This is a genomic window from Paenibacillus silvae, assembly GCF_014639235.1.
Classification (GTDB): Bacteria; Bacillota; Bacilli; order Paenibacillales; family Paenibacillaceae; genus Paenibacillus; species Paenibacillus silvae.
In genome coordinates this window covers 314,030-338,888 of the sequence record NZ_BMFU01000001.1, presented here as the reverse complement: position 1 = coordinate 338,888, position 24,859 = coordinate 314,030, and the positions used below count along the sequence as shown (strand labels likewise).

The window sequence follows — 24,859 nt, the reverse complement described above, 5'->3', positions numbered from 1 at the left end:
CGTGTTCCAAAATACGAAATGTGAGTGTGGACATCAGAATCCGGTAGGCACAGTACTATGTGAAGCCTGTGGCAAACCGCTGCTTGAGGCTGAAGCCCAAACCAATGAAGTGCTGGAGATGCGTTATGACGGAATGGCCCGGCGCTCACAGCGCAGTAATCCCAATATTATCGATCGCATATGGAACTTTTTTTCATCGGTTAAAATTGCAGTGTACATGATCGTTCTCACACTGGTTGGCTCTATGCTGGGTACAATCTATCCGCAGGAGAGCACGTTCCTGAACATGGACCCTTCAGTTTATTACAAAGAGACCTATGGTCAGTTAGGTCATATTTATTATCTGCTGGGCTTGTCTCATACATATGAATCCTGGTGGTTTATTTTACTGCTGGTTATGATCGGCGCTTCGCTTGTCATCTGCAGCCTGGATCGTGTACTTCCACTATACAAAGCGCTGAACAAGCAGCGAATTCGCAAGCATCCGCAATTTCTGACAAGACAGCGACTGGTGTACCAAGGTTCTGTTGAAGAGGCACCCGAAGAGTGGATTAAGAAAGCGGTTACTCCGCTGCGCAAGAAGGGGTATCGTGTGCACACTCAGGGAGACGCATTGCTTGCAGAGAAGCAGCGTTTCAGTCGCTGGGGTCCCTATGTTATCCATATCGGACTTATCATCTTCCTGCTAGCTGTACTCGCACGCGGGCTTCCTGGCCTGAATCTGGATGAGCATGTGGCTTTTCCGGAAGGGGAGATCAAAAAGATTCCAAATACTTCGATGTATCTGAAAAATGAGAAGTTCAATGTGGAATTTTATAGTGATGATGAGGTGCCGGAGCAGTTCAAAAATTTGAATAAAACGGTTCCCAAATTGTTTGAAACGAAGGTTGTCTTGTATGAATGTACAGCAGATTGCTCTGATCCGTCCAAAAAACCTCAGCTCGCTGAGGTTGCAAGGCATGATGTACGTGTCAATCATCCACTCAATTACCATGGACTGAAGGCGTACCAGTTTGATTATGATCTGACGCCAACGATACGCTCCGTCACGCCCGATCTGGTTAATACCAAAACCGGTGAGGTATACGGCTCTTTAAAGGTTGATATGACGGATACGCAGCGTAATTTCGAGGTCGGACCTTATACTTTGACGGTTAAAGAGAAATATATGGATTTTGCACTGGACGATAAAGGTGTGCCCAAATCCAAGTCTCCTTCTCCAAACGCACCTGCATTTCTTTTCCACATTGAAGGGCCGGATTTGCCAGAGAAGGGCATGCAATACTTGTATTTTGTCAAACAAATCGACAAGCAGCGCTTCCAGCAGGATGCAATCAATCGTCAGCTTGTAGGGGGCGAGCTTCCATTGGAGCTGGAGGTAGACAGCATGGATAAGGTGGATCTTATCCAATCGGTAAGTTACCTGAATATACGTGTAGATAAAGCGATGCCGTTTGTTTGGGTGGGCGCAGGTATAGTCATGCTGGGTCTAGTCATGGGCTTTTACTGGCATCATCGCCGGATATGGATTCGATTTGATGATGAGCGGATTACGCTTGGCGGACATACGAACAAGAACTGGTTTGGATTCCGGCGGGAAGTTGCCGGGATTTTGAAACAAATGAATCTGGAAGTGCATGAGAAGTCGTTGGATAACGGGGGGAACCAAGCATGAGTATACTGGATTTCAGCAGCGACGCATTTATCATATCTTTTTTCCTATATTGTGCTGCATTTTTGTTGTATGCCGTTGCGGTCATGGGCAAGAAATGGAGTAATCGTGATCCGCTGGCTCATATGAATCGCTGGGGCAAACGTGCTTTTATTGCATCGACGGTAGCGTTGACAGCACATCTTGTTTTCTTCGTAACCCGTTGGATTGGAGCAGGTCACATACCGGTAAGTAATATGTACGAATTTATGTCCTTTTTATCCATGATGATTATGGTTGCTTTTATCGTGGTGTACGCTATTTATCGCAAGTCTTTGCTGGGCTTGTTTGCACTTCCGCTGACGATTATCATAATGGCCTATGCCGCTGTATTTCCACAGGAAGTTCAGCCCCTGATCCCGGCATTACAGTCCATCTGGCTGAAAATACATGTTACGCTTGCAGCGCTTGGTGAGGCGTTTTTTGCAGTGGGTTTTGCCGCCGGCTTTATGTATCTGCTTCGTACGGTAGATTTTAGCGGGAAGGACAAGACCTCCCGCCGTCAACGCGGATGGGTGGAGTTTACGCTGATTACAATTGTTGTTGTTATTGGATTTATCGGAACGGTGTTTGCCTTCCGCTCGGCTGGATATGAGGCTGTTTTTGTGCAAAAAACCGTCGGCATTGACACAGAGGTAGAGGGAAATAGTACAATAGAGAAAGTGATTTATCGCATGCCTCCTGTTTTTGCTCCATATAATAGCGAAGTGGAGAGCATGGAACCGTTTCTCGGGATGAAGAAGCCTTTACTTGAAACGCCTTCCTGGATGAATGGAGTTAATGCAGGACGTAAGCTGAACACGGTGGTATGGTCTATTGTTGTAGGCTTGATTCTATATGGTATTATTCGTTTAATTGTACGCAGACCACTCGGACAAGCGCTGCAACCCATGATGAATGGAATTGATGCTGATGACCTTGATGAGATCAGTTATCGTGCCATAGCCATTGGCTTCCCGATTTTTACCCTGGGGGCTTTAATATTTGCCATGATCTGGGCACAGATTGCCTGGAGCCGTTTCTGGGGCTGGGACCCGAAAGAAGTGTGGGCATTAATCACGTGGCTGTATTATAGTGTGTATCTGCACTTGCGTTTATCCAAAGGATGGCAGGGACAGAAGTCTGCTTGGCTTGCTGTACTCGGTTTCCTGGTCGTGATGTTTACGCTGGTTGGCGTAAATCTGATTATCGCGGGATTACATTCCTATGCTGGAGCAGACTAGTAGAGTCCATTAACATGAGGGACACACAAACGGTAAATTTCATGATGTACTCTGTAGGTTAAACGGGGGTATTCAAATATTGTTCGCAGGATCGAACATAATAGAAGTGATTGAGGAGTTATTGCAAAGGGGCTGGAGTGGCATGTCGGAACATGAGAATCGTATACTGGTCGTGGATGATGAAGAAAGAATCCGCAGACTCTTAAAAATGTATCTTGAAAAAGAAGGCTATGAGATTGACGAAGCGGAGGATGGAGAAACAGCACTTCGCAAAGCAACCGCAGGTGATTACGGCCTTATTCTGCTGGATGTTATGCTTCCAGGCATGGATGGTGTTGAAGTGTGCACTCGGCTGCGTCAAGTAAAATCAACTCCTGTATTGATGCTTACTGCAAAAGGGGAAGAGATCAACCGGGTACAAGGGTTTGAGGTCGGAGCGGATGACTATGTCGTTAAACCGTTTAGCCCTCGTGAGGTTATTTATCGTGTAAAAGCGATTCTGCGCCGCTCTTCGGCTACTGCTTATTTGTCTAAAGAGAGCAATTCAAGCAACAATATTGTATTTCCCCACCTGGTCATTGAGCATGATGCACACCGGGTGACTGCGGGCGGTGAAGAGATCAGCTTAACTCCGAAAGAGTATGAATTGTTGCATTATTTGGCAACGTCACCGGACAAAGTTTTCTCCAGAGAAGAACTGCTTAAAGATGTATGGAATTACGAATTTTTCGGTGATCTTCGTACCGTGGATACTCATGTGAAGCGTCTTCGTGAGAAGCTGAACAAGGTGTCTCCTGAATCGGCAGCGATGATTACAACCGTGTGGGGTGTCGGTTATAAACTGGAAGTACCGAAATAGTTTTGCTTTCTGGAGATCACTGGTTGGGAAGTTATGGATTACAATTATTTGCCTCGTGGGTTGTGTACTTATAGCGCTGGGTTTATTTCTGTTGCCCTATATCGATACCAACTTTGCCGAGACGGAGTCAAGAGACATCAAGAGGTTGTTTACGTATATATGTATCGTCGGTTTTAGTTTAACGACCTTTTTTGCATTGTTTCTGTTCACCAAAATTACGCAGCCTATGCAGCAGTTGATTCAGGCTGCCAATGCAATCCGTAAAGGCAATTATGGCACCAGACTCTCACTTCGAACGAATGACGAAATTGGTGAATTGGCGAACACGTTTAATCACATGGCTATACAACTGGAGGATACCATCCGGAATTTGAATCATGAGAAGGAACATTTGGCAAGTGTGCTTCGGAGTATGACCGATGCCGTGATTACGTTTGATGGTGAGGGCAAGGTGATTCTGACGAATCCGCCTGGAGAGAAAATCATGCAGGCATGGTGTGCCCTTGACTGGGCTCAGGAGCATGAAGGTCTGGATGGTCATTCTGCTGTCAAGCCGTCGCGGGATGTACCGGAGCCGCTTGTTCCGTTATTCAGATTGGTGATGGAGCAGGGAGGGGATCAGAATTCCAACGTGCATGTGCAGCAAGGGGTCTGGTCTGTTCAGATGGCTCCTCTGTATGCGGATAGTGTTGTTCGCGGAGCGGTTGCCGTCTTGCGTGATGTTACGGAAGAAGTGAAAATGGAAAAAATGCGCCGTGATTTCGTGGCCAACGTATCTCATGAGATTCGCACACCCTTGTCCATGATGCAGGGATACAGCGAAGCGCTCTTGGACGGAATGGCAACATCGCCGGAAGAGAGTGAAGAACTGATTCAGGTCATTCATGATGAATCGTTGCGAATGGGCAGGCTGGTGAAAGATTTGTTAGATCTTGCACGAATGGATGCAGGACATACCGATATGAACATGAGGGAAGTTGAACTTGGCGAATTGCTCGAACGCATTTATCGAAAGTTTATGGTACGCTCGAAGGAGCAGGGAATTCAGCTTCAGTATGAATGCAAGCAGGAGATTTCTCTTCAGCAGGCCGATGAGGATCGACTTGAGCAGGTGTTTACGAATTTGCTGGATAATGCGTTCAGACACACGCCTGAGGGAAAAAGTGTAGTGATTTCTGCTGAACTGGTCACACATATGCGTGCTCCTTTCGCCAGAGTGTGTGTAAAGGATCAGGGTGTAGGTATTCCCTCATCAGACGTACCATTTATATTTGAGCGTTTTTACAAGGCAGACAAAGCTCGCGTCCGGGGAGAAAGCGTAGGAACCGGTCTGGGTCTTGCTATCGTAAAAAATATTGTAGACGCTCATCAAGGTACGATTCAAGTTAATAGTGTGCTTGGTGAAGGTACAGAGTTTATTTTACAATTTCCTCTGGATTCTTCGAAATAATAAAAAAATATGCCGAAACACCCTCTGATGGAGGGTGTTTTTTGTTGAAGTCTTCCGTTTAATCTTGTTCATCGTGGAACAAAGATAACATTATTTTTTTGCTGTGAAAAAAATGTCCAAGATAATTTTTGTACATCTCCTTCATAAGCTTGAAAAACAACATGCTAAAGGAGGATTGAATCAAACATGTCCGATGGACGAAAAAGAGTAAACATCAAAGCATTTTTGGAAGGCAGATCATTTCGAGCGGGATCACCGTTTATTCCGATAACCGCGAGTGAACTGGAGCAATATGAATCTATTCTGCGCTCTCTTGCCGTGACGATTCCAGCTGCGATTAGTCAGCCTACCGCGGCTAATATATTTGCATTACAGAATGGGCTGCGTCAATTACTTACATTTGTGAACCAATCTGAGTTCCGAGCGGGTGTAAAAGCAGAGCTTCAAGCTGTACTAGAGCTAACCATTGCCTCTTCAGAGGTTGTTCCGGTTGCTTTGATCAATCTGGCAGGTAACTTGCAAAATCTGCTGGATGACCTGCTGAGCGTCACCTTGCTGCTGGAGATTCCGCCGGCAGACAAAGATAGACTGGTCGGGTTAATCCGTTCCATATCCATCTCGTTAAGCAGAGCAACAACGACTCTTGGCGGGGGTGTAACGGGGCCGCCAGGACCTCCGGGTGTACCAGGGGTTCCAGGCGTTCCAGGTGTTCCCGGAGCGAGAGGGCCGGCAGGTGCAGTGGGGCCAGTTGGCCCTGCCGGCCCTGCTGGACCCCAAGGCATACAAGGACCAGCGGGTGCTCCGGGCGTAGGTTTAAACAATATTACAACTTTTAACCCTTCCGCAGGGTCAACTTACGCGCAAGGTCAGGTTGTCAGCTATAATGGCAGCTTGTATGTAGCTAATGTGAATGGACCAACAGGTGTACCGGGGAGTTCACCTGATTACACCCTGTTACTTGGTGCAGACCCTCCGGGAACAACAGGAGCAACTGGTGCAACAGGAATCGGCCTTTCTGGAGCTGTGGCATTTGACCCTGCGCTTGCATCAGGATATCCATTGGGGCAGGTCGTTACCTACAATGGCAGCACATATATTACCAGTGTAGCAGGTCCGACGGGTACACCAGGTACATCGTCAGACTACACATTAATTGCATCAGCAGGAGTAACGGGTGCTACCGGGGCCGGACTCGGCGGCTCAATGGTATTCGACCCTGCGCAAGCGCCAACGTATTCAGCGGCTCAAGTGGTAACTTACAATGGAAGTACGTATATTACAAATGTGGCATCTCCAACAGGAACGCCTGGAAGTTCGTCTGATTATACGTTAATTGCAGGGGCTGGTCCAACAGGACCAACAGGGGCAACGGGAGTTGGTTTAACAGGTATAGTTACCTTTGATCCGGCCCAAGCACCAACGTATCCGGCAGGGCAGATCGTGACATATAACGGAAGCACATATATTACGAGTGTCGCTTCACCAACCGGAACGCCAGGCACATCAGCAGACTATACGTTGCTTGCTGGCGCAGGTACAACGGGTGCGACGGGGGCCACTGGGGCTGGTCTCGACGGCTCAGTAACGTTCGATCCGGCTGTAGCACCAACATATCCGGCAGGTCAGGTAGTAACGTACAATGGAAGTACGTATATTACTAACGTAACGTCACCAACAGGAACGCCAGGCACATCACCGGATTATACATTACTTGCTGCGGCAGGGGCGACAGGATCAACAGGTGCACCGGGACCAACCGGGATGACAGGTATCGGTTTAACAGGCATCGTAGCATTTGATCCAGCAGTGGCCCCGACATATCCAGCGGGTCAGGTGGTTACGTTTGATGGCAGCACGTATATCGCAAATGTGGCATCCCCAACAGGAACGCCGGGCACGTCAGCGGACTACACGCTGCTGGCAGCCGCAGGAGCGACGGGTGTGACGGGAGCAGCAGGCACAACTGGGGAGACCGGAGGAACCGGTGCTACTGGAGTCACGGGAACTACAGGTGCAACGGGAGTTGCAGGCTCGACCGGGGCAACAGGAGCCACAGGAGCAGATGGAATTACGGGTGCAACCGGAGGAACCGGAGCCACTGGGGCAACAGGTCTGACTGGAGCGACCGGGGTTGGTTTAACGGGGATCGTAGCGTTTGACCCGGCAGTGGCCCCGACATATCCCGCGGGTCAGGTGGTTACGTTTGACGGAAGCACGTATATCGCGAATGTGGCATCCCCAACAGGAACGCCGGGTACATCAGCGGATTACACGCTGCTGGCAGCCGCAGGAGCGACGGGTGCAACGGGAGTTGCAGGCTCGACCGGGGCAACAGGAGCCACAGGAGCAGATGGAATTACGGGTGCAACGGGAGGAACCGGAGCCACTGGCTCGACAGGTCTGACTGGAGCGACCGGGGTTGGTTTAACGGGGATCGTAGCGTTTGATCCGGCAGTGGCTCCAACATATCCGGCGGGTCAGATTGTTACGTTTGACGGCAGCACGTATATCGCAAATGTGGCATCCCCAACAGGAACGCCGGGTACATCAGCGGATTACACGCTGTTGGCTGCCGCAGGAGCGACGGGTGTGACGGGAGCAGCAGGCACAACTGGGGAGACCGGAGGAATCGGTGCTACTGGAGTCACGGGAACTACAGGTGCAACAGGAGTTGTAGGCTCGACCGGGGCAACAGGAGCAGATGGAATTACGGGTGCAACCGGAGGAACTGGAGCCACTGGCTCGACAGGTCTGACTGGAGCGACCGGGGTTGGTTTAACAGGCATCGTAGCATTTGACCCGGCAGTGGCCCCGACATATCCCGCGGGTCAGGTGGTTACGTTTGACGGAAGCACGTATATCGCGAATGTGGCATCCCCAACAGGAACGCCGGGTACATCAGCGGATTACACGCTGTTGGCTGCCGCAGGAGCGACGGGTGTGACGGGAGCAGCAGGTACAACTGGGGCCACAGGTTCGACAGGTGCTACAGGAGCAACAGGTGTAGATGGAGTTACGGGTGCGACCGGAGGAACCGGAGTCACCGGAGCGACCGGTGCAAGTATTACCGGGGCCACAGGTTCGACAGGTTCTACAGGAGCCACAGGAGCAGATGGAGTTACGGGCGCGACCGGAGGAACTGGAGTCACTGGGGCGACCGGTGCAAGTATTACCGGGGCCACAGGTTCGACAGGTGCTACAGGAGCAACAGGCGCAGATGGAGTTACGGGTGCAACCGGAGGAACCGGAGTCACTGGAGCGACCGGTGCAAGTATCACCGGGGCCACAGGCACGACCGGAGCTACTGGAGCAACAGGCGCAAATGGAATTACGGGTTCGACTGGAACAACGGGTGTAACAGGAGCAACAGGAGTCACCGGGGCGACAGGAACGAGTATCACCGGAGCCACAGGCTCAACAGGAGATACAGGTGCTACAGGGGCAACAGGAACATCTGTCACAGCAACCTCCTCTTTTGCAGAAAATACGAGCGGTACGATCCTTGTTGTTTTGGGTGGTACGTTGATCCCGCTGCCTAACAATCAAAACATCGGCACAGGTATTACAGTTAATGGATCTAACGATACGTTCACCTTAGCTAATACTGGACGATATTACATCACTTATAAAATTAACTTAACAGCTGCAGCCTTAATACAATCTCGGGTATTGCTTAACGGTGCATCAGTTGCAGCGAGTGTCGTCTCACCTGCGCTTTCGTTGAGTCAGCTACAATCAGACTTTATCGTCACAGTTACGGCCGGCTCAACGATCCAGCTGCAGCTTTTCGGCCTTGTAGCTACAGCTGTTCTGGCACCACCGGGTGCAACATTAACCATTATTCAATTAAGTTAAAACGCACAAGTTAATAAAAAAAAGTAAATTTTCACGTACCAAAAGAGACGGGAACATCAATCGTTCCCGTCTCTTTTGTATAGTATAAGCAGCGATATTAGCCCAGTACAATCTCAACGGCTGTGTTCAATTCAGGCAAAGCTGTGAGCTGAACCAGCACATCTTTTGGCACTTCTTTATCTACGGTCAGAATCATGATCGCAGCACCGCCAATAATTTTACGGCCTACCTGCATGGAGGCGATGTTTACATCATTTTGACCAAGCAATGTACCTACACGTCCGATGATTCCCGGTTTATCGTTATGAGAGATCAGAATCTGGTGGCTTTCCGGTGCGATATCTACCGGGAATTTGTCCAGACGAACAATCCGCTCACCATATCCCGCAAGAAGCGTACCTGCAACACGGCGTTCTTCTGCATCCTGATTGGTCACCAGAGTAACAGTAATCAGGTTTGTGAATCCTTTTGTAGCCGAGGTTTGGCTGACCACAATATTCAAATCACGAATTTTGGCAAGGTGCATGGAGTTGACGATGTTGGCTTCTCCACCCAAATGTCTGGCCAGAACACCCTTCACAATATAACGTGTCAGTGGTGATGTATCTACCTCGGACAGCTCACCCGCATAATCAATGCGAATCTCTTGCACAGCGTTCTGTGTGATTTGAGCGGCAAAGCTGCCCAGCGTTTCACCCAGTTTGAAATAAGGCTGCAGCTTGTTCATAACCGCTGGTGCAACAGGCGGCATATTTACAGCATTTTTGAATGGTTCATTACGAAGTATGTGAAGCACCTGCTCTGAGACGTCAATGGCTACATTTTCCTGAGCCTCTACCGTCGATGCGCCCAAGTGAGGTGTAACAATGATGCTTGGGTGATTCAGGAACGGATGATCTGCCGCAGGCGGCTCGCTCTCAAATACGTCAAATGCCGCACCCGCTACAATACCTTGATCAATAGCTTCTACAAGGGCCATCTCGTCAATAACACCGCCGCGGGCACAGTTGATGATTCTCATGCCTTTTTTCATCACTTCGAACTGTGGACGGGAAATCATATGGCGAGTTTCTGGAGTCAGCGGTGTATGAACCGTCATAAAGTCTGCATTGCGAATGATATCATCCACGCTTGCCAGCTTCACTTGCAGTTTTTCTGCACGCTCTTCTGTAAGGAACGGGTCGTATGCGAGAATATCCATTCCGAAAGCTTTAGCACGTTTGGCAACTTCGCTTCCGATCCGTCCCATACCAAGTACACCCAGAGTTTTATTTCTCAATTCCACGCCGAGGAAGGTTTTCCGATCCCATGTACCTTGAATGGTCTTGGCGTAGGCTTGCGGAATGTGACGGGCGAGTGCCATCATCATTGCAAAGGTATGCTCACAAGTGGTAATGGTGTTTCCGTCAGGTGCATTAATAACGATAATTCCGCGTTGTGTAGCAGGTTCAAGCTCAATATTATCAACGCCAACACCTGCGCGTCCGATGACTTTCAGATTGGTACCAGCCGTCATTATACGTTCAGTAACACGTGTTTGGCTGCGAACGAGGAGTGCGTCATAATCACCAATAATGGCAACAAGCTCATCTTCACTAAGTCCGGTTTTCTTCTCGACAACTACATCACTTGCATCCACCAGCTGCTGAATTCCCAGATCACTGATTGGGTCCGACACTAACACTTTGTACATGGTTTCTTCCTCCTTGGATTTGTATATCTATATTCGTCAAGGATTGATCTCCGTCAGGAGAACGTCCTTAAAACCAAATGATTCTTCCCTCCAACAACGCGGTACTGTGGCAGAGGGGCAGGGTAAACAAACAGGGTGATTCCACAGGACTCTTTTTATCAAAAACAATCAAAAAAACTCTCAACCCACATACTGCTTGCGCAATAAGGGACGAGAGTTGTCGTGGTACCACCCTAATTCACTGCCGTTTCGCAACGACAGTCTTAGCGGTCTAATGAAAGACCGAAGAGGATAACGGGTCTAAACCGATTGCACCTACTCCAGTTTCAATGCAATAACTCAGGAGCGCTCAAGAACATTTGCCTGCCACCGATTTGCACCAACCATCGGCTCTCTGAAAGACACTGCAACGTCTTTTTTCCATCATCGTGTTTAACATAATTTTTTTATCACTGTGTTTAACGTGACTAATTTTTTCATAATGTATCATGGCTGACATGAGCATGTCAATAGGCTTAAATGTTTTAATTATACGCATGTTTGTTAAGCTTGCCGGACATTTATTGAGCTGTCCCTTTCTGCAAAGAGGTCTGGAATCTGAGTGAAAATGGCTTAATCCTGCTGTTTCGCGAAACCAATTCCGCTGCGTTAATAAAACTAATTTTATCGCATTAATGAAGTAACGTTTCAGGGTGAACATCCGGGACTTGGGACAGGTCTTGAACCGGATTGGTTTTTTGGCTATCATTTAGTATACTATCGGTTTGGCGAATGAAAATAATTTTGGATGGGCGAATAAAAGTGATTTTAGATAGGTTAAAGGACATAATTTTGGATTAGTCGATGAAATAATTCAGGATTAGCTAATGAAAAAATTATTGATGTCAAATAACTCAAGGGACAGACGCATGCAATGAAAAACAAGAAGTTTCCTAAATTCAAAATTCAGAAGGCTGAACCTCAGCAGTTAACCGAGCGCTTATTATTGATTAACCTTTATTTTACTCAAGGGTTGACTTTAATTATTGGTGTTGTATGGATTCTGCTGCAAAAGAGGAATGTATTAGAGGTTCTGGCTTTGCCTGAGAATCTTCAATTTTTATGGTGGGGTCTTGGTCTGGCTGGTATTATGCTTGTCATGGATTTGGTGCTGTCCTATGTTATACCGCAGGAAAGTATGGATGACGGCGGCATTAACGAGCTTTTGTTTCGCGGGCGTCCAATCTGGCATATTGTATGTATAGCAGCCATAGTGGCTGTGTGCGAGGAACTGCTGTTCCGGGGTGCGATACAACATGTCATAGGTCCATACTGGACAAGTATTTTATTTGCTGTTATTCACATTCGTTATCTTCGCCACTGGATTCCTACAGGCTGGGTGTTTCTCTCAAGTTACGGATTGGGCTGGATTTATTTGCAGTCCGGTACGTTGTGGGCACCTATTCTATGTCATTTTGTGATTGACTTGGTATCCGGTTTGGCGATACGTTTTCGGAGGGGATCATGAGTCAGCCACTAAGCAGAATGAAAACATATGGCAGTCAACGTCAGCGTCACTCGGATAAAAAAGAGAAAATCGAGCGCCGCACAGCTTCCCAGCCCAGTCTGGTCGCTGAAACGGCTGCTGCTGCAGAAACGGGTGGTACTCCACCCATTACTTCAATCACTTTACCTCGGTCACAGCGTAACTCCTATGCATCTGCACTGGAAAGCCCTGTTTTACCGCAGCGAGCACCGAGTCGTTCCAAAAAAACGGCTAACCAGCAGGAGGACTCGGTTTCAGAGGCAAGGTCCTTGCCCACTCGGACCGAATTGCATCCTTCAAGACGTTTGAGGTTAAGCAAAAGATTTGTTAACTCACTCATTTTTATTTTCATCATGTTAACCGTTGGATTGGTGTGGTGGGGCATCAAAGGAGCACCTCCGCTAAACACTTTCCTGCCACTACCGTGGTAATGCTGTTCACCATTTCTATCGTTATTTCAGCAGCAGCAGCTTTGCTGCTGCATATGTGGCTTCAAGCCAGAGCATACGATCTAGTTCAGGATGACGTAGAGCTCATTAATCTTCCAGCAGCATTTGACGGCGCCACCATTTTATATGTATCTGATACACATAAACGCCTGCTGGCAACCACAGACTTCGAGAAGTGGAAGGGGAAGGCTGACTGGGTGCTGATTGGCGGCGATATCGCTGAGGAGGGAATTCCTTGGTCGATTGTAAGACACAATATGAATCTGCTTTCGAGGGTAGCACCGGCTTTTGTGGTGTACGGCAATCATGACAAAAAAGCGGGCACTGCTCAATTGAAACGGATTTTAGATGATTCCAGCGTGCAGCTTTTACAGGATAAGGCGGTTTATTTGCAAAAGGGATCGGATCAGCTAAGGCTGATCGGTCTGGATTATCGTTCTAAACAGTCAGAGGAGCTGCTTCGAAATCAGGGACATGACGAATGCACAATTGTTTTGGTTCACGATCCGCTGGAAGCTCTGAGACTGGAAGTGCATGCTGATCTCGTATTAAGTGGTCATACCCATGGGGGACAACTGGTGTTGCCATGGTTAGGCCCCGTATTTCTGAACAGGGCTTACCGCAAGGTGTCATCCGGCTGGTTCTCCTTAAAGCGGCACAAACAAGATAGTCGGAATGGCAAAATGCTGGTGAGCAGGGGATTTGGCACAAATCATCTTCCCTTAAGACTAGGTTGTCCCGCCGAGGTACATCTCATCACATTGCGTTCACCTGCTGCAAAAAGCCCGGATCATTAGAAGCCGGGCTTTTTGTTTTCCTGTATTTATGCGGAATGATATCGACCACTCCAGCAAACACTACTTGTGATTTAACACTTAAAGGAGGTTGGAGTAATGAAGGCGTCATCCTTTTTCTGGGGTATTGTCGTTGGCGTTGCAGCCAGTTCCTGGTTAGCTAAAGGCAGAGTGCCCATGTTGTCTTCAGGTTCATCCCGAAACATGGTTGACCAGGCCAAACATAAAATGATGGAGATGACTTTCCCGGGTATGGATAGCTTTAGCAGCAAGCCGGACCATCATGGTGAACCACATAAGACATCATCAAAAAGCAGCAGAGTAATCTCGCCAAAAGAAAAAGAAGAAAATATGAACATGCTGAAAGATTTTATACGTACCAACCCGGATGTTAAACATGAGGTGGAGCAAATTTTAAGTCAAACAAATACAACCGTACCGGGTTTATAGCCCACAGCATCCATTAAGAATCATCCACAGTCTTGATTTGATGTGGATTGATTCTTTTTTTTGTTGATTTTACTGCGTGCATTTAGAGGTATAAAATGATAACATAACTACATAGATTTATTTTCAGCACATATTGTTTTGTGCTTCATAATCTGTTATAAGACTTGCTTATAAAGGGGAGATCCTGTATGAAAATAGAACGACTAAGTCACGATAAGATACGGATTTTCCTGACCTTTGACGATCTGAGCGAGCGCGGAATACAAAAAGAAGATATGTGGCAGGAGCTACCGAAGGTACACGAACTGTTCACTGAAATGATGGACCAGGCTTATTCTGAACTTGGCTTTGATGCTACAGGTCCGCTGGCTGTTGAAGTATTCGCACTTCCCGCTCAAGGGATGGTTGTCATCGTTACTCGTGGAAAATATGATCCGCAACAATATGGTTCAGGTCATGAAGATGATCTTCCCGAAGAAGTATATGAAATGGAAGTTACACTGGAGCAAAGTGATTCCATCGTATACGCATTTAAGGATTTCGAGGTATTGATCGAGGCTGCCCATATGTTACGTCAGCATGTTACGGATGCGGGAAAACTGTATTCTTATAAAAATAAATGGTTCTTGCATTTTGAACCGGATGACGTAGACACTTCCAAACATGCCGCATTGATCGCCCTGCTTGCAGAGTTTGGTGAAGGTTCCTCCGTTACTCCTGCAGTAATGGAAGAGTATGGGAAAGTGGTTATGTCTGAACAAGCAGTTGAGTTGATCTGCACACACTTCAAACGTCAGGATTAAACACCGGTTCTAATTGCGTTACAAGTCAGAGGAGGGAATTTCGGTGCTTTTGTTTTCGGTCTTAGCTGCAGCAGTTGCTCCGGGTCTCGCCTTGTTAACATACTTCTATCTTAAAGACCGGTATGATTACGAGCCATTACACATGATTCTCAGGGGTTTTCTGATGGGTATACTGATTGTGTTGCCTGTGATGATTATTCAGCGGGGCATGATGTTGTGGCTCGGGGATAATCCCTATCTCGAATCTATTCTGATCTCGGGCGGGGTTGAGGAGTTTGTCAAATGGTTTGTGATCTATCATATTATTTATAATCACACTGAATTTGACGAGCCTTATGACGGAATATTATATTCTGTTGCTGTATCACTGGGATTCGCCACGGTCGAAAATGTACTGTATGCAATTGCGGGCAATGCATCCGTATCGGCCATGTTTCTCAGGGCGCTTCTCCCGGTATCTGGGCACGCGATGTTTGCAGTGATTATGGGATACTACATGGGTAAGGCCAAATTTATTGATGATGAGAAGAAGAAACGATGGTATATTATACTGTCGCTGGTTCTGCCGTTCTTCTGGCATGCCTTGTACGACGTCATTATGAATACGATGGTGAATCATTGGTTGTGGTTTATCGCTCCTCTTATGGCCGGTCTGTGGTACGGGGCAGTAGGCAAGATTACACGGGCCAACAATCGTTCGCCGTTTCGTTTCGTGAAGCGCGAGGAAGAGGTTAAATTATAAAAATACGGACACACTGGTGGACATAAAGCGTGAAAACGCTTAGACCCCGGTGTGTTTTTTTGTATTTACCACTTGGGGAACGACGAAATGAAACGGGGATGTCAGATGAGCAGAATTAAAATCAAAATCAGATGCAAGCAATGTGGTGAGCGGTTTACGCTGAGAGGCAAGAAGGAACGAAATCGGATTGAAACAGGGTTCAAGCAGTGTCTTTGCGATAACAAGGACCAGTTCGAGATTGAAGAAGAAGGTATGGTCACCGGGTTTCAACTGAACTAAACAGGGTTAGCGCCGAGTGGGGCATGAGCCATGCTCTTACAAGTCAAAATTCGTTCTGACTGGAAATCGCATGCATAAGAGCTCTTTCTTCGATCCACAATAAAGGCAGTGGTTTAGAAGAAAGGAGAATCTACCGTGTACAAACGACTAAGTTCAGTAATGTTTCCGATATTTGCAGTTCTCCTCATCGGCGCACTTGTGTGGGGGTATCAGGAGAATCAGGAAAAAAATGCGATACTGATTAAGGCGGAGAACCAGTACCAGCGTGCATTTCATGATCTCTCGTTTCATATGGACAAATTGCATTCGGAGATTGGTAATACACTTGCGGTGCATGCAACTTCACAAGGCATGCATCGTAAAGGGCTTATGAATGTCTGGAGGCTCACCAGTGAAGCACAAAATGAGATTAATCAGCTGCCGCTGACAATGCTGCCTTTTAACGAAACGGAAGAGTTTCTCTCTCGCATTTCGAAATTTGCGTATCATGCTTCCATGCGTGACTTAACGAAAGAACCTCTTAGTGAAAAGGAAGTAGGCAATCTGAAGACGTTGTATCAAAACTCATCGGAAATTACAAAAAACCTGAAGCAAGTACAGCAAAAAGTGCTGTCAGACCGGCTGCGCTGGATGGATGCTGAAACGGCTATGGCCACGCAGGAGCAGACAAGCGATAATTCAATCGTGGATGGCTTCCGCACAATGAACAAAAAGGTGCAGGAATACCCTGAGCTTGATTGGGGTCCGTCCGTAGCCAATGTTTTTGCCAAACGATCTGTGAAAAAGCTGAGCGGGCTTCCTGTATCTAAAGAACAAATTCAGGCGAAAGCAGCCAAATTTGCGGATATGGAAACAGGCAAAATCCAGATCCAAGAGAACGGGAAGGGAACTGACTGGGAATCGTATACAGCGACTGCTGAGCATGCGAGAAACGGGAAATTGATGATGGATTTCACCCGAAACGGTGGGATGCTTATCTCATATAGTGACACCCGGCCGGTAGGGGCTAAAAAGGTTTCCAGACAAGAGGCAATGAAGCAGGCAGATCAATTTCTGGTGAATAAAGGGTATAAAAATATGCAGGCTGTCAATTACGATGAATTTGGTAATCTCGGAAACCTTACGTATGTGCGGAAACAAGGCGATACACTCATTTACCCTGAGAAAATGTCCGTTCGTGTAGGTCTGGATACAGGTGAAGTAACGGGCTTCGAGGCAAGTGATTATGTGTATGAGCATAACGCTAAACGCCAGATTCCAAAAGCAAGTCTTACAGCGGAGCAGGCACGCCAAAAGCTGAATCCCGATTTCAAAGAAAATTATGTGCGTAAATCGTTAATTGAGAATGAATACGGCAAAGAAGTGCTTTGTCATGAGTTTGGTGGACGAATTAACGGTTCGCGTTACCGGATTTACATTAATGCAAATACCGGAATGGAAGAAGCTGTGGAGGAAATTAAACCGGTGAACGCAACTTCCTAAAGCATCAGGTGAACGCAATTTACTAAAGCACCATAAGGGGTTTTGAAAACAGGTCAGCCAGCTGGCCTGTTTTTTTCTTGTTCCATGTAAGATCGGTCGTGATATAATAATGCTTGCAATAAGAAGATAAATACATAAGTGGCGGTGAACCGATTGTTTCCTAAAATAAACGAAGTGTTATACATTCAGATCGCATCGGCTGATGAAAAAGAAGAACATAAAGAATACAAATCACGTATCGCAGACACGGATGACAACAGTTTTTTGATTGAAGTCCCGATGCAGCAAGGCAACAGCCGGTTGAAGAAACTTTTTTTCGGAGAAGAACTGTCCATATCTTACATAAATGAGAGCGGTGTCCGCCATTATTTCAATACGTATGTTACCGGGTTTGAGGAGGATGTCATTCGACTTGTCCGCATCCGAAAACCGCTGCTTGAAGAAATCTCGAAAATTCAGCGTCGCAGCTTTCTGCGTGTGCATGCCAGCCTTGAACTGGCGGTTCAGAGCGAAGATCTTACCCGTGCAGTAATGCTGACTGAAGATATCGGCGGTGGAGGTTTATCCGTATACTGTGAGCCAGAATTCAAAATTCAGGAAGGACAGAAGCTGAAATGCTGGCTGCTGGTGCCTTATCGTAATGGTGGAATTGACCATGTTCAGTTCGAGGCTGAGGTGGTTCGTATCAAAAACCTGGAATCAGGCCGTGATCTGGCTATGCTGAAATTTTCGCAAATTATGGATTCCGAACGTCAGAAAGTGATTAAATTTTGTTTTGAACGACAACTGGACTATCGCATGAAATAAAAATAAAAAATAATTTTTCATGATGGTTAACGAGCATAAAGCAAGGTCCTCCTGGGCAACGTAAGGCAAAAATGGAGATGACATCCACAAAAAAAGGAGATGGCTTCCAATGAACAAACGTTTTGCTGCCCGGAGGTTCGAACGGCTCTATATTCTGTTTTCCAAACGAATGGAGAGAAAGGTGCTGCGTCTCGTTGCATTCCTTTTGCTTCTTGCTCTGCTGAGCCAGCTCCTGCTGCTTGTACCAGGTTTGAAGAAAATAATGACATCGATTGATCGACTTGAAGGCACTCCGATTCATTGGCAAAGCACAAAAGCAGATCGGGTTGGCTGATTTGTCTGTTTTTGCATCCATGTGTAGAGTGTGGTATAATTTTCACGATGACAGGCAATGCCTGTTTTTTTATTGAGGTTTATCGTTTGAGGAGGAATGCCCCGTTGACAAGCCAGAACACATCAGAAAACGGGAAAATGAACGTTGCAATTGACGGACCTGCTGGTGCCGGAAAAAGCACGGTAGCCCGATTGGTTGCAGAAGCACTCGGTTACATTTATGTCGATACAGGCGCAATGTACCGTGCAGTATCCTTGCATATGGTTCGGAAACATATTTCTCCGGATGATATGACTCAGGTACTTCAGGAAGCTCAGGATTTGGTTATTGATTTACAGCCGGATCGGGGTGGACAGAAAGTGTTCTGTAATGGGGAGGATGTAACCTCGGAAATCCGCTCCCGTGAAGTAACGGGAATCGTGTCTCGATATGCGCAAATCGAGGGGCTGCGTACGCAGTTAGTGGATATTCAGCGGCAAATGGCTTTGCGCAAGGGCGTCGTAATGGATGGACGCGATATCGGAACAACAGTACTGCCCGATGCGGAAGTGAAAATTTTCATGACAGCCAGTGTGGAGGAGCGTGCGCTTCGCCGCTTTAAAGAACTGGAGCCATCCGATGGTCTGACGTTGGAGCAGTTGGAACGAGACATTGCCACCCGTGACAAGCTGGATGAGAACAGGGAGGTTTCCCCGCTGCGTTGTGCAGAGGACGCGATTGTTCTGGATACAACTGAGATGAACATCCATGAAGTGGTTGACAAAATCGTATCTTATTGCACAATGGTCAGAGGAGAGGGCGGTCTATGATCTACACGTTTTGCAAAACAGTACTGCGGATCTTGTACACCATTCTTTTTCGCCTGGAGGCAGTTGGACGGGAGAACATCCCGAAAGACGGCGGCGTACTTTTATGCTCCAATCATATCAGTAACTTTGATCCGCCAACCGTTGGCATCAAAATTCGCCGTCAAGTGAGATTTATGGCTAAAAGCGAATTGTTTGATGTTCCGGTGCTGGGGCCAATCATCAAGGCTGTAGGAGCTTTCCCCGTGAAACGAGGAGGCGTCAGCAAGGAATCCATCAAAACGTCACTCAACATTCTGCGAGGTGGTGAAGTGCTCGGTATTTTCCCTGCGGGAAGCCGTCACAATGATGGAGGAATTGGCAAAAAAGGAGCAGCGAGCTTTGCTCTCCGCAGCGGTGCTACGGTCATCCCTACTGCTATTATCGGTAACTACAAGTTATTTCGTAAGATGAAAGTAGTATATGGTGCACCGGTTAATCTGGACGAGTTCAAGGAGGATCCATCTGGAGATGCTCTGGAGCGAGCTACCGAGAAGATTATGTCCAAAATTAATGAAATGGTGAAAACAGGCGTGCCGAGCAAATAAGGTTGTCTGTAATGAATGCATGTTTCCATATTTTTGTGGGAAGCTATAACAAATGCATTCGCATGAAAGTGTTTTGAACTCTGCCAAGGCAGGTTTGAATATAATGGGGTTTTTGAATTGAGGAGGGTATTTGACATGTCGGAAGAAATGAAAAATCAAGAAGCAACCCAAGATGAGTTGGATCAATTCGTTTCCTTGAAAAAAGGAGATACTGTAAAAGGAACCATCGTCAAATTGGAAGATAACCAAGCTTATGTAAGCATTGGATATAAATATGACGGTGTTATTCCAATTCGCGAACTGTCTTCGCTTCACGTTGGCAGCGCGTCTGATGCAGTAGAGGTTGGACAAGAAGTTGAAGCTAAAGTTCTTAGCATCGACGACGAGAAAGAAAAACTCGTTCTGTCCAAACGTGCAATTGACAGTGAGAACGCTTGGGAGCAACTGCAAAAGCACTTTGAAGATCAAGATGTCTTCGAAGTTGTTGTAGGCGACGTTGTTAAAGGCGGCCTGGTTGCAGATGTTGGCGTTCGTGGATTTATTCCGGCTTCTATGGTTGAGCGTCATTTCGTTGAAGATTTCAGCGACTACAAAGGACGCACATTGCGTGTTAAAGTGAAAGAGATCGATCGTGAGAACAACAAAGTGATCCTTTCCCAAAAAGACGTTCTGGATCAAGAATTCGAAGCAAACAAAGCGCAAGTTATGGCTGGTTTGCAAGAAGGCCAAGTGATCGAAGGTACTGTTCAACGTTTGACTCAATTTGGTGCATTCGTTGATGTAGGCGGAGTTGACGGTTTGGTTCACGTATCCGAGCTGGCTTGGACTCACGTTGACAAACCATCTGACGTATTGTCTGAAGGCGACAAAGTTAACGTTAAAGTGCTGAAAGTTGACCCTGAAAAAGGAAAAATCAGCCTGAGCATGAAAGCTGTACAACCAGGACCTTGGGAAACAGCTGGCGACAAATTCAACACAAGCGACATCGTAACAGGTGTTGTTAAACGTCTGGTTGACTTCGGAGCATTCGTTGAAATCGCTCCTGGTGTTGAGGGACTTGTGCACATCTCGCAAATCTCCCACAAACACATTGGCACTCCGCATGAAGTGCTGAAAGAAGGTCAAGAGGTTCAAGTTAAAATTCTGGACATGAACCCTGCTGAACAGCGTGTAAGCCTGAGCATCAAGGAAACAGAAGAAGCTCCTGCTCAACCGCAAAAAGCAGAAAGACCAGCAAGAAACAACGCGCCGCGTGAAGAAATCAACAACCCTAACGTGTCCTTGAACAATCAAGGTATGAGCACTACGCTCGGCGAACTGTTTGGCGACAAACTCAGCAAATTCAAATAAGTTATACATGCATGGTTCTTAGTTATATACTGCATATTTTGCTGACAATAAAAGCAAGATCGGCGAGCCCCAGCGGGTTCGCCGATTGTTGTTATTGCGAGATTTTTGCCACGAAACGTTAGCCAAGACATAGCTTTTTTGCTATGATGAGAAACGTAAGTATGGACAGGAGGAGTGGAATGTATGGCAAGACCAGTTGTGGCAATTGTCGGCCGACCGAACGTGGGTAAATCCACCATTTTCAATCGAATTATCGGCGACAGACTGGCCATTGTGGAAGACAAACCGGGCATTACCCGCGACCGGATCTACGGAATCGGTGAATGGAACGGTAAAGCATTCAGCATTATTGATACAGGCGGTATCGAAATTGACGGTGAAGACGTCATTATGAAATCCATCCGTATGCAAGCGGAACTAGCGATCGAAGAGGCGGATGTGATTGTATTTATGTGTGATGCCAAAGCAGGCATTACGCAGTCTGATGAGGAAGTTGCAGAGATGCTTTATCGCTCAGGCAAACCGATCGTTGTAGCCGTGAATAAAGTGGATAATATTGGACGCAGTGAGCTGATTTATGAGTTCTATGGCTTCGGTTTTGGCGATCCGATTGGTGTATCCGGTAGTCACGGTACAGGTATTGGTGATTTGCTTGATGCCATTGTGGAGAAATTACCTGAACTAGAGGAAGAGACATACGATGATGATGTTATTCGTGTAGCTCTGATCGGACGACCTAATGTCGGTAAATCTTCACTGGTGAACGCGATTCTGGGAGAGGAACGTGTAATTGTCAGCGACGTAGCCGGAACAACCCGTGATGCGATTGACACTCCTTTTGAAAAAGACGGGCAGCGCTATGTGCTGATTGATACAGCGGGTATGCGTAAGCGCGGTAAAGTATATGAAACCACGGAGAAATACAGCGTGATGCGTGCAATGCGTGCCATTGAACGTGCTGATGTCGTGCTCATCGTCATTAATGGCGAAGAAGGCATCATTGAGCAGGACAAGCATATTGCAGGTTATGCGTTTGAAGCGGGCAAAGCGTCGTTGTTCGTGGTGAACAAATGGGATATCGTAGATAAAACGGACAAAACGATGAAAGAATTCGAGACAAAAATTCGGGACCACTTCCTGTTTATGACGTACGCTCCGGTTGTCTTTTTGTCCGCTCTCACAAAACAACGCTTACAAAAATTGCTGCCTGTGGTACAGCGTGTAGCAGAACAGCATTCCTTGCGCGTTCAGACTCACCTGCTGAACGATGTGGTGTCTGATGCGGTTGCCATTAATCCGCCGCCAACGGATAAAGGGCGGAGAATGAGAATTAACTATGTGACTCAGGTTGCGGTTAAACCGCCAACTATGGTTATTTTTGTGAACGACCCTGAATTGATGCACTTCTCGTACGAGCGTTATCTGGAGAACAAAATCCGAGCAGCGTTTGATTTCGAAGGTACACCAATTCGTATATTTACTCGGAGGAAGTCCGACGAAGGTTAGGGGAGAAGTTTGTGATTTTACCAATCGCTGCGATTGTGCTGAGCTATCTGCTCGGTTCAATCAGCTTTAGTGTTCTTCTTGCAAAAGCAATACGGGGGATTGATATACGTCAGCACGGGAGCGGCAATGCCGGGGCCACGAATACTTTGCGTATTCTGGGTAAAGGGCCCGCTATTTGCGTGCTGCTGCTAGATGTAATCAAAGGTATTGCTGCAGTATGGATTGGCTTATGGTTGAGCGGCGGCTCACCGTGGATTGCTGCATTCAGTGGTATTGCTGCGATTGCAGGTCACAACTGGCCGCTCTATTTTAACTTCCGTGGAGGAAAAGGCATTGCTACAGCAATCGGTGTGATGGTAAGTCTTGCCTTTTTGCCTGCGCTTTGCGCTGGAGTCATTGCGATTTTGTCGATTGTTTTGACACGTTATGTATCGCTTGGTTCCTTGATTTTCGTTGCATTAACTCCTGTTTTCATCTTGATTTTGCCCGGATATTCAATGAGTATTTTCTGGGGCAGTCTGATTATTTGTCTGTTTGCCTTTTGGAGACATCGCACGAACATTGTGAAGCTCGCCAAAGGACAGGAAAATAAATTGGGATCAAAGAACCCTGGAGGGGGAAAACGCGTTGTCTAAAAAAGTTGCTGTATTGGTTGCCGGCAGTTGGGGAACAGCCCTGGCCAGTGTACTGGCCGCAAATGAACTGGACGTGGTCATGTGGACACGCAGTGAAGAGCAGGCCGCCGAGATCAATACACAGCATACCAATACACGTTACCTTCCTGGTGCGGAGCTGTCTCCCCGCATTCGGGCAACCAGTGATATGGAAGCGGCGGTTGCAGATGCAGCGGCGGTGTTAATTGTTGCGCCTTCATCTGCAATGCGTGCAGTCGTGCATCAGTTCAGACCTTTCTACAAACCGGAGATGCTCATTATTCATGCAACCAAAGGCTTTGAGACGGAGAGTCTGAAACGCATGTCCACCGTCATCTCGGAAGAACTGGAATGTGAAGAAGGTAAGGTCGTTGTATTGTCAGGTCCGAGTCACGCGGAAGAAGTGGTAAAGCGCTGTCCAACAACGGTTGTTGTGGCAGCCCTTGATAAGGAGTCTGCTGAGGCAGTTCAGGGATTGTTTATGAATGCCTATTTTCGTGTGTATACAAACCGTGATATGCTCGGCGTTGAACTGGCGGGAGCATTCAAAAACATTATCGCGCTTGGGGCGGGCATGTCAGACGGGCTTCAATTCGGAGATAACGCCAAGGCAGCTCTGTTAACCCGTGGTCTTGCCGAGATTACACGCATCGGTGTTGAGATGGGAGCGAATCCATTAACCTTCTCAGGACTTGCTGGCATCGGTGATCTGGTCGTTACCGCGACAAGTCAGCATAGTCGGAACTGGAGAGCGGGTTCCATGTTGGGACAGGGCGATAAGCTTGACGATGTGCTGCAATCCATGGGCATGGTTGTCGAAGGAATTCGAACAACGCAGGCCGCCTATTTTATTGCTCAGAAATATGGGGTGCAGATGCCGATTGCAGATCAATTGTATCATGTATTATTCCAGAACAGACAGCCAAGGGATGCGGTAGAAGCCTTGATGGGCCGTGATCCGAAAACCGAGATGGAAGTGATGAAGCTCGAAACCTGGGAACAATGGCATTCCTGAGTGTATCAGTTCAGTGTGTCGTCAGCCTAGTATGAAGTGATGAAGCTTATTCACCTTTTCCGCACCAGACTCATATGATACACATGAGTATTGCCGGAGGAGGGGAGACGAATGGGTAACAACATCTCGAAAGAAGCGCTGAAGGCCATTAATAAAAAAACAGGTAAAACCATCACGGAAGGTGCTGTCAAAAAGCTGGCGAGCACAGTGAAACCAACAACGATGCAGAATGAGGCTCAGCTGCGCCAATTGATCAAACAAGTATCCGCCATGGCGAAAATACCGGTATCCGAGGATACGGTTCAGGATATTGTGAGTGCAGTCAAGAAAAGCGGACTGAATCCAAGCAATATGGAATCGTTGATGAAAATGATGATGAAAAAATAATAGATCATGCCTGCTCCGAGTAGTTGGCAATGCGTTAACGAAAAGTGAGTCAGCGGCTGCTGACTTGCTTTTTGTCTTTTTATTGGAAAAATACGCATG

General features: G+C 47.1%; 23 protein-coding genes and 1 other annotated feature. Of the genes, 22 read left to right on the top strand and 1 reads right to left on the bottom strand.

Annotated elements, in window-relative coordinates:
- Position 1: 1 nt before the first annotated feature.
- From resB to IEW26_RS30605, 5 genes are all read left to right on the top strand, one after another.
- Positions 2–1,675, top strand: coding sequence for a cytochrome c biogenesis protein ResB (resB, locus tag IEW26_RS01530; protein WP_188591072.1), 1,674 nt, complete (start codon positions 2–4; stop codon positions 1,673–1,675).
- Positions 1,672–2,934, top strand: coding sequence for a cytochrome c biogenesis protein CcsA (gene ccsA / locus IEW26_RS01525; protein ID WP_145403875.1), 1,263 nt, complete (start codon positions 1,672–1,674; stop codon positions 2,932–2,934). The genes resB and ccsA overlap by 4 nt, the downstream gene beginning before the upstream one ends.
- A 142-nt stretch (positions 2,935–3,076) precedes the next feature.
- Complete coding sequence (locus IEW26_RS01520) at positions 3,077–3,793, top strand: response regulator transcription factor (protein ID WP_110894386.1); 717 nt, start codon at positions 3,077–3,079, stop codon at positions 3,791–3,793.
- Positions 3,794–3,848: 55 nt separating this feature from the next.
- Positions 3,849–5,243: an ATP-binding protein gene (locus tag IEW26_RS01515; RefSeq protein ID WP_188591071.1), complete on the top strand. Its 1,395-nt coding sequence runs from the start codon at positions 3,849–3,851 to the stop codon at positions 5,241–5,243.
- Between the two features lie 186 nt (positions 5,244–5,429).
- The gene (locus tag IEW26_RS30605) at positions 5,430–9,098 is read left to right on the top strand and encodes a BclA C-terminal domain-containing protein (RefSeq protein ID WP_188591070.1); all 3,669 of its coding nucleotides are present in this window, start codon (positions 5,430–5,432) and stop codon (positions 9,096–9,098) included.
- A 97-nt stretch (positions 9,099–9,195) separates the two neighbouring features.
- Here the strand turns inward: IEW26_RS30605 and serA are convergent, their stop codons facing one another.
- A complete protein-coding gene (gene serA, locus IEW26_RS01505) occupies positions 9,196–10,791 on the bottom strand; it encodes a phosphoglycerate dehydrogenase (protein WP_145403872.1) in 1,596 nt (531 codons plus the stop codon).
- A 203-nt stretch (positions 10,792–10,994) separates the two neighbouring features.
- Positions 10,995–11,227, bottom strand: a binding site (T-box leader).
- A 477-nt stretch (positions 11,228–11,704) separates the two neighbouring features.
- Here serA and IEW26_RS01500 point away from each other — a divergent pair.
- The 17 genes from IEW26_RS01500 to IEW26_RS01420 all read left to right on the top strand — a co-directional run bounded on the left by IEW26_RS01500 (position 11,705) and on the right by IEW26_RS01420 (position 24,760).
- Complete coding sequence (locus IEW26_RS01500) at positions 11,705–12,298, top strand: type II CAAX endopeptidase family protein (RefSeq protein WP_111271442.1); 594 nt, start codon at positions 11,705–11,707, stop codon at positions 12,296–12,298.
- A complete protein-coding gene (locus IEW26_RS01495) occupies positions 12,295–12,747 on the top strand; it encodes a hypothetical protein (RefSeq protein ID WP_111271441.1) in 453 nt (150 codons plus the stop codon). The genes IEW26_RS01500 and IEW26_RS01495 overlap by 4 nt, the downstream gene beginning before the upstream one ends.
- Positions 12,693–13,562 carry a metallophosphoesterase gene (locus IEW26_RS01490; protein ID WP_229729603.1) on the top strand — a complete coding sequence of 290 codons (870 nt, stop codon included), beginning with the start codon at positions 12,693–12,695 and terminating at the stop codon, positions 13,560–13,562. The genes IEW26_RS01495 and IEW26_RS01490 overlap by 55 nt, the downstream gene beginning before the upstream one ends.
- 96 nt (positions 13,563–13,658) lie before the next feature.
- The gene (locus IEW26_RS01485) at positions 13,659–14,009 is read left to right on the top strand and encodes a hypothetical protein (RefSeq protein ID WP_111271439.1); all 351 of its coding nucleotides are present in this window, start codon (positions 13,659–13,661) and stop codon (positions 14,007–14,009) included.
- 188 nt (positions 14,010–14,197) lie between these two features.
- Positions 14,198–14,812 carry a genetic competence negative regulator gene (locus IEW26_RS01480; RefSeq protein ID WP_145403869.1) on the top strand — a complete coding sequence of 205 codons (615 nt, stop codon included), beginning with the start codon at positions 14,198–14,200 and terminating at the stop codon, positions 14,810–14,812.
- A gap of 43 nt (positions 14,813–14,855) precedes the next feature.
- Positions 14,856–15,554, top strand: a complete 699-nt coding sequence (prsW, locus tag IEW26_RS01475; protein WP_188591068.1) for a glutamic-type intramembrane protease PrsW — start codon at positions 14,856–14,858, stop codon at positions 15,552–15,554.
- 105 nt (positions 15,555–15,659) lie between these two features.
- Positions 15,660–15,833, top strand: coding sequence for a hypothetical protein (locus IEW26_RS01470; protein ID WP_167434050.1), 174 nt, complete (start codon positions 15,660–15,662; stop codon positions 15,831–15,833).
- Between the two features lie 135 nt (positions 15,834–15,968).
- Positions 15,969–17,315: a germination protein YpeB gene (ypeB, locus tag IEW26_RS01465; RefSeq protein ID WP_145403867.1), complete on the top strand. Its 1,347-nt coding sequence runs from the start codon at positions 15,969–15,971 to the stop codon at positions 17,313–17,315.
- Positions 17,316–17,468: 153 nt separating this feature from the next.
- On the top strand, positions 17,469–18,122 hold the full coding sequence (locus IEW26_RS01460; RefSeq protein ID WP_188591636.1) for a flagellar brake protein: 654 nt from the start codon (positions 17,469–17,471) through the stop codon (positions 18,120–18,122).
- A gap of 109 nt (positions 18,123–18,231) precedes the next feature.
- Positions 18,232–18,456 carry a hypothetical protein gene (locus IEW26_RS01455; protein WP_188591067.1) on the top strand — a complete coding sequence of 75 codons (225 nt, stop codon included), beginning with the start codon at positions 18,232–18,234 and terminating at the stop codon, positions 18,454–18,456.
- 104 nt (positions 18,457–18,560) lie between these two features.
- Positions 18,561–19,265, top strand: a complete 705-nt coding sequence (cmk, locus tag IEW26_RS01450; RefSeq protein WP_373288390.1) for a (d)CMP kinase — start codon at positions 18,561–18,563, stop codon at positions 19,263–19,265.
- A complete protein-coding gene (locus tag IEW26_RS01445; RefSeq protein ID WP_111271432.1) occupies positions 19,262–19,849 on the top strand; it encodes a lysophospholipid acyltransferase family protein in 588 nt (195 codons plus the stop codon). Before cmk ends, IEW26_RS01445 begins: the two co-directional genes overlap by 4 nt.
- Positions 19,850–19,984: 135 nt before the next feature.
- Positions 19,985–21,199 (top strand): 30S ribosomal protein S1, encoded by a 1,215-nt coding sequence (rpsA, locus tag IEW26_RS01440; RefSeq protein WP_111271431.1) that lies wholly within the window; start codon positions 19,985–19,987, stop codon positions 21,197–21,199.
- A 183-nt stretch (positions 21,200–21,382) separates the two neighbouring features.
- Positions 21,383–22,705, top strand: a complete 1,323-nt coding sequence (gene der, locus IEW26_RS01435) for a ribosome biogenesis GTPase Der (RefSeq protein ID WP_111271430.1) — start codon at positions 21,383–21,385, stop codon at positions 22,703–22,705.
- Between the two features lie 11 nt (positions 22,706–22,716).
- Entirely contained in the window at positions 22,717–23,340 is a 624-nt protein-coding gene (gene plsY, locus IEW26_RS01430; protein ID WP_111271429.1) for a glycerol-3-phosphate 1-O-acyltransferase PlsY, read from the top strand.
- Positions 23,333–24,373 (top strand): NAD(P)H-dependent glycerol-3-phosphate dehydrogenase, encoded by a 1,041-nt coding sequence (locus tag IEW26_RS01425; protein WP_111271428.1) that lies wholly within the window; start codon positions 23,333–23,335, stop codon positions 24,371–24,373. The genes plsY and IEW26_RS01425 overlap by 8 nt, the downstream gene beginning before the upstream one ends.
- 111 nt (positions 24,374–24,484) lie before the next feature.
- Positions 24,485–24,760 carry a stage VI sporulation protein F gene (locus tag IEW26_RS01420; RefSeq protein ID WP_111271427.1) on the top strand — a complete coding sequence of 92 codons (276 nt, stop codon included), beginning with the start codon at positions 24,485–24,487 and terminating at the stop codon, positions 24,758–24,760.
- Positions 24,761–24,859 lie beyond the last annotated feature (99 nt).

Coding starts and splice junctions, on each gene's coding strand:
- IEW26_RS01420 (WP_111271427.1), top strand. CDS start 24,485: ATGGGTAACAACATCTCGAAAGAAGCGCTGAAGGCCATTAATAAAAAA.
- IEW26_RS01480 (WP_145403869.1), top strand. CDS start 14,198: ATGAAAATAGAACGACTAAGTCACGATAAGATACGGATTTTCCTGACC.
- der (WP_111271430.1), top strand. CDS start 21,383: ATGGCAAGACCAGTTGTGGCAATTGTCGGCCGACCGAACGTGGGTAAA.
- IEW26_RS01495 (WP_111271441.1), top strand. CDS start 12,295: ATGAGTCAGCCACTAAGCAGAATGAAAACATATGGCAGTCAACGTCAG.
- IEW26_RS01445 (WP_111271432.1), top strand. CDS start 19,262: ATGATCTACACGTTTTGCAAAACAGTACTGCGGATCTTGTACACCATT.
- IEW26_RS01470 (WP_167434050.1), top strand. CDS start 15,660: ATGAGCAGAATTAAAATCAAAATCAGATGCAAGCAATGTGGTGAGCGG.
- ccsA (WP_145403875.1), top strand. CDS start 1,672: ATGAGTATACTGGATTTCAGCAGCGACGCATTTATCATATCTTTTTTC.
- IEW26_RS01485 (WP_111271439.1), top strand. CDS start 13,659: ATGAAGGCGTCATCCTTTTTCTGGGGTATTGTCGTTGGCGTTGCAGCC.
- rpsA (WP_111271431.1), top strand. CDS start 19,985: ATGTCGGAAGAAATGAAAAATCAAGAAGCAACCCAAGATGAGTTGGAT.
- IEW26_RS01520 (WP_110894386.1), top strand. CDS start 3,077: ATGTCGGAACATGAGAATCGTATACTGGTCGTGGATGATGAAGAAAGA.
- IEW26_RS01500 (WP_111271442.1), top strand. CDS start 11,705: ATGAAAAACAAGAAGTTTCCTAAATTCAAAATTCAGAAGGCTGAACCT.
- serA (WP_145403872.1), bottom strand. CDS start 10,791: ATGTACAAAGTGTTAGTGTCGGACCCAATCAGTGATCTGGGAATTCAG.
- IEW26_RS01455 (WP_188591067.1), top strand. CDS start 18,232: ATGAACAAACGTTTTGCTGCCCGGAGGTTCGAACGGCTCTATATTCTG.
- IEW26_RS30605 (WP_188591070.1), top strand. CDS start 5,430: ATGTCCGATGGACGAAAAAGAGTAAACATCAAAGCATTTTTGGAAGGC.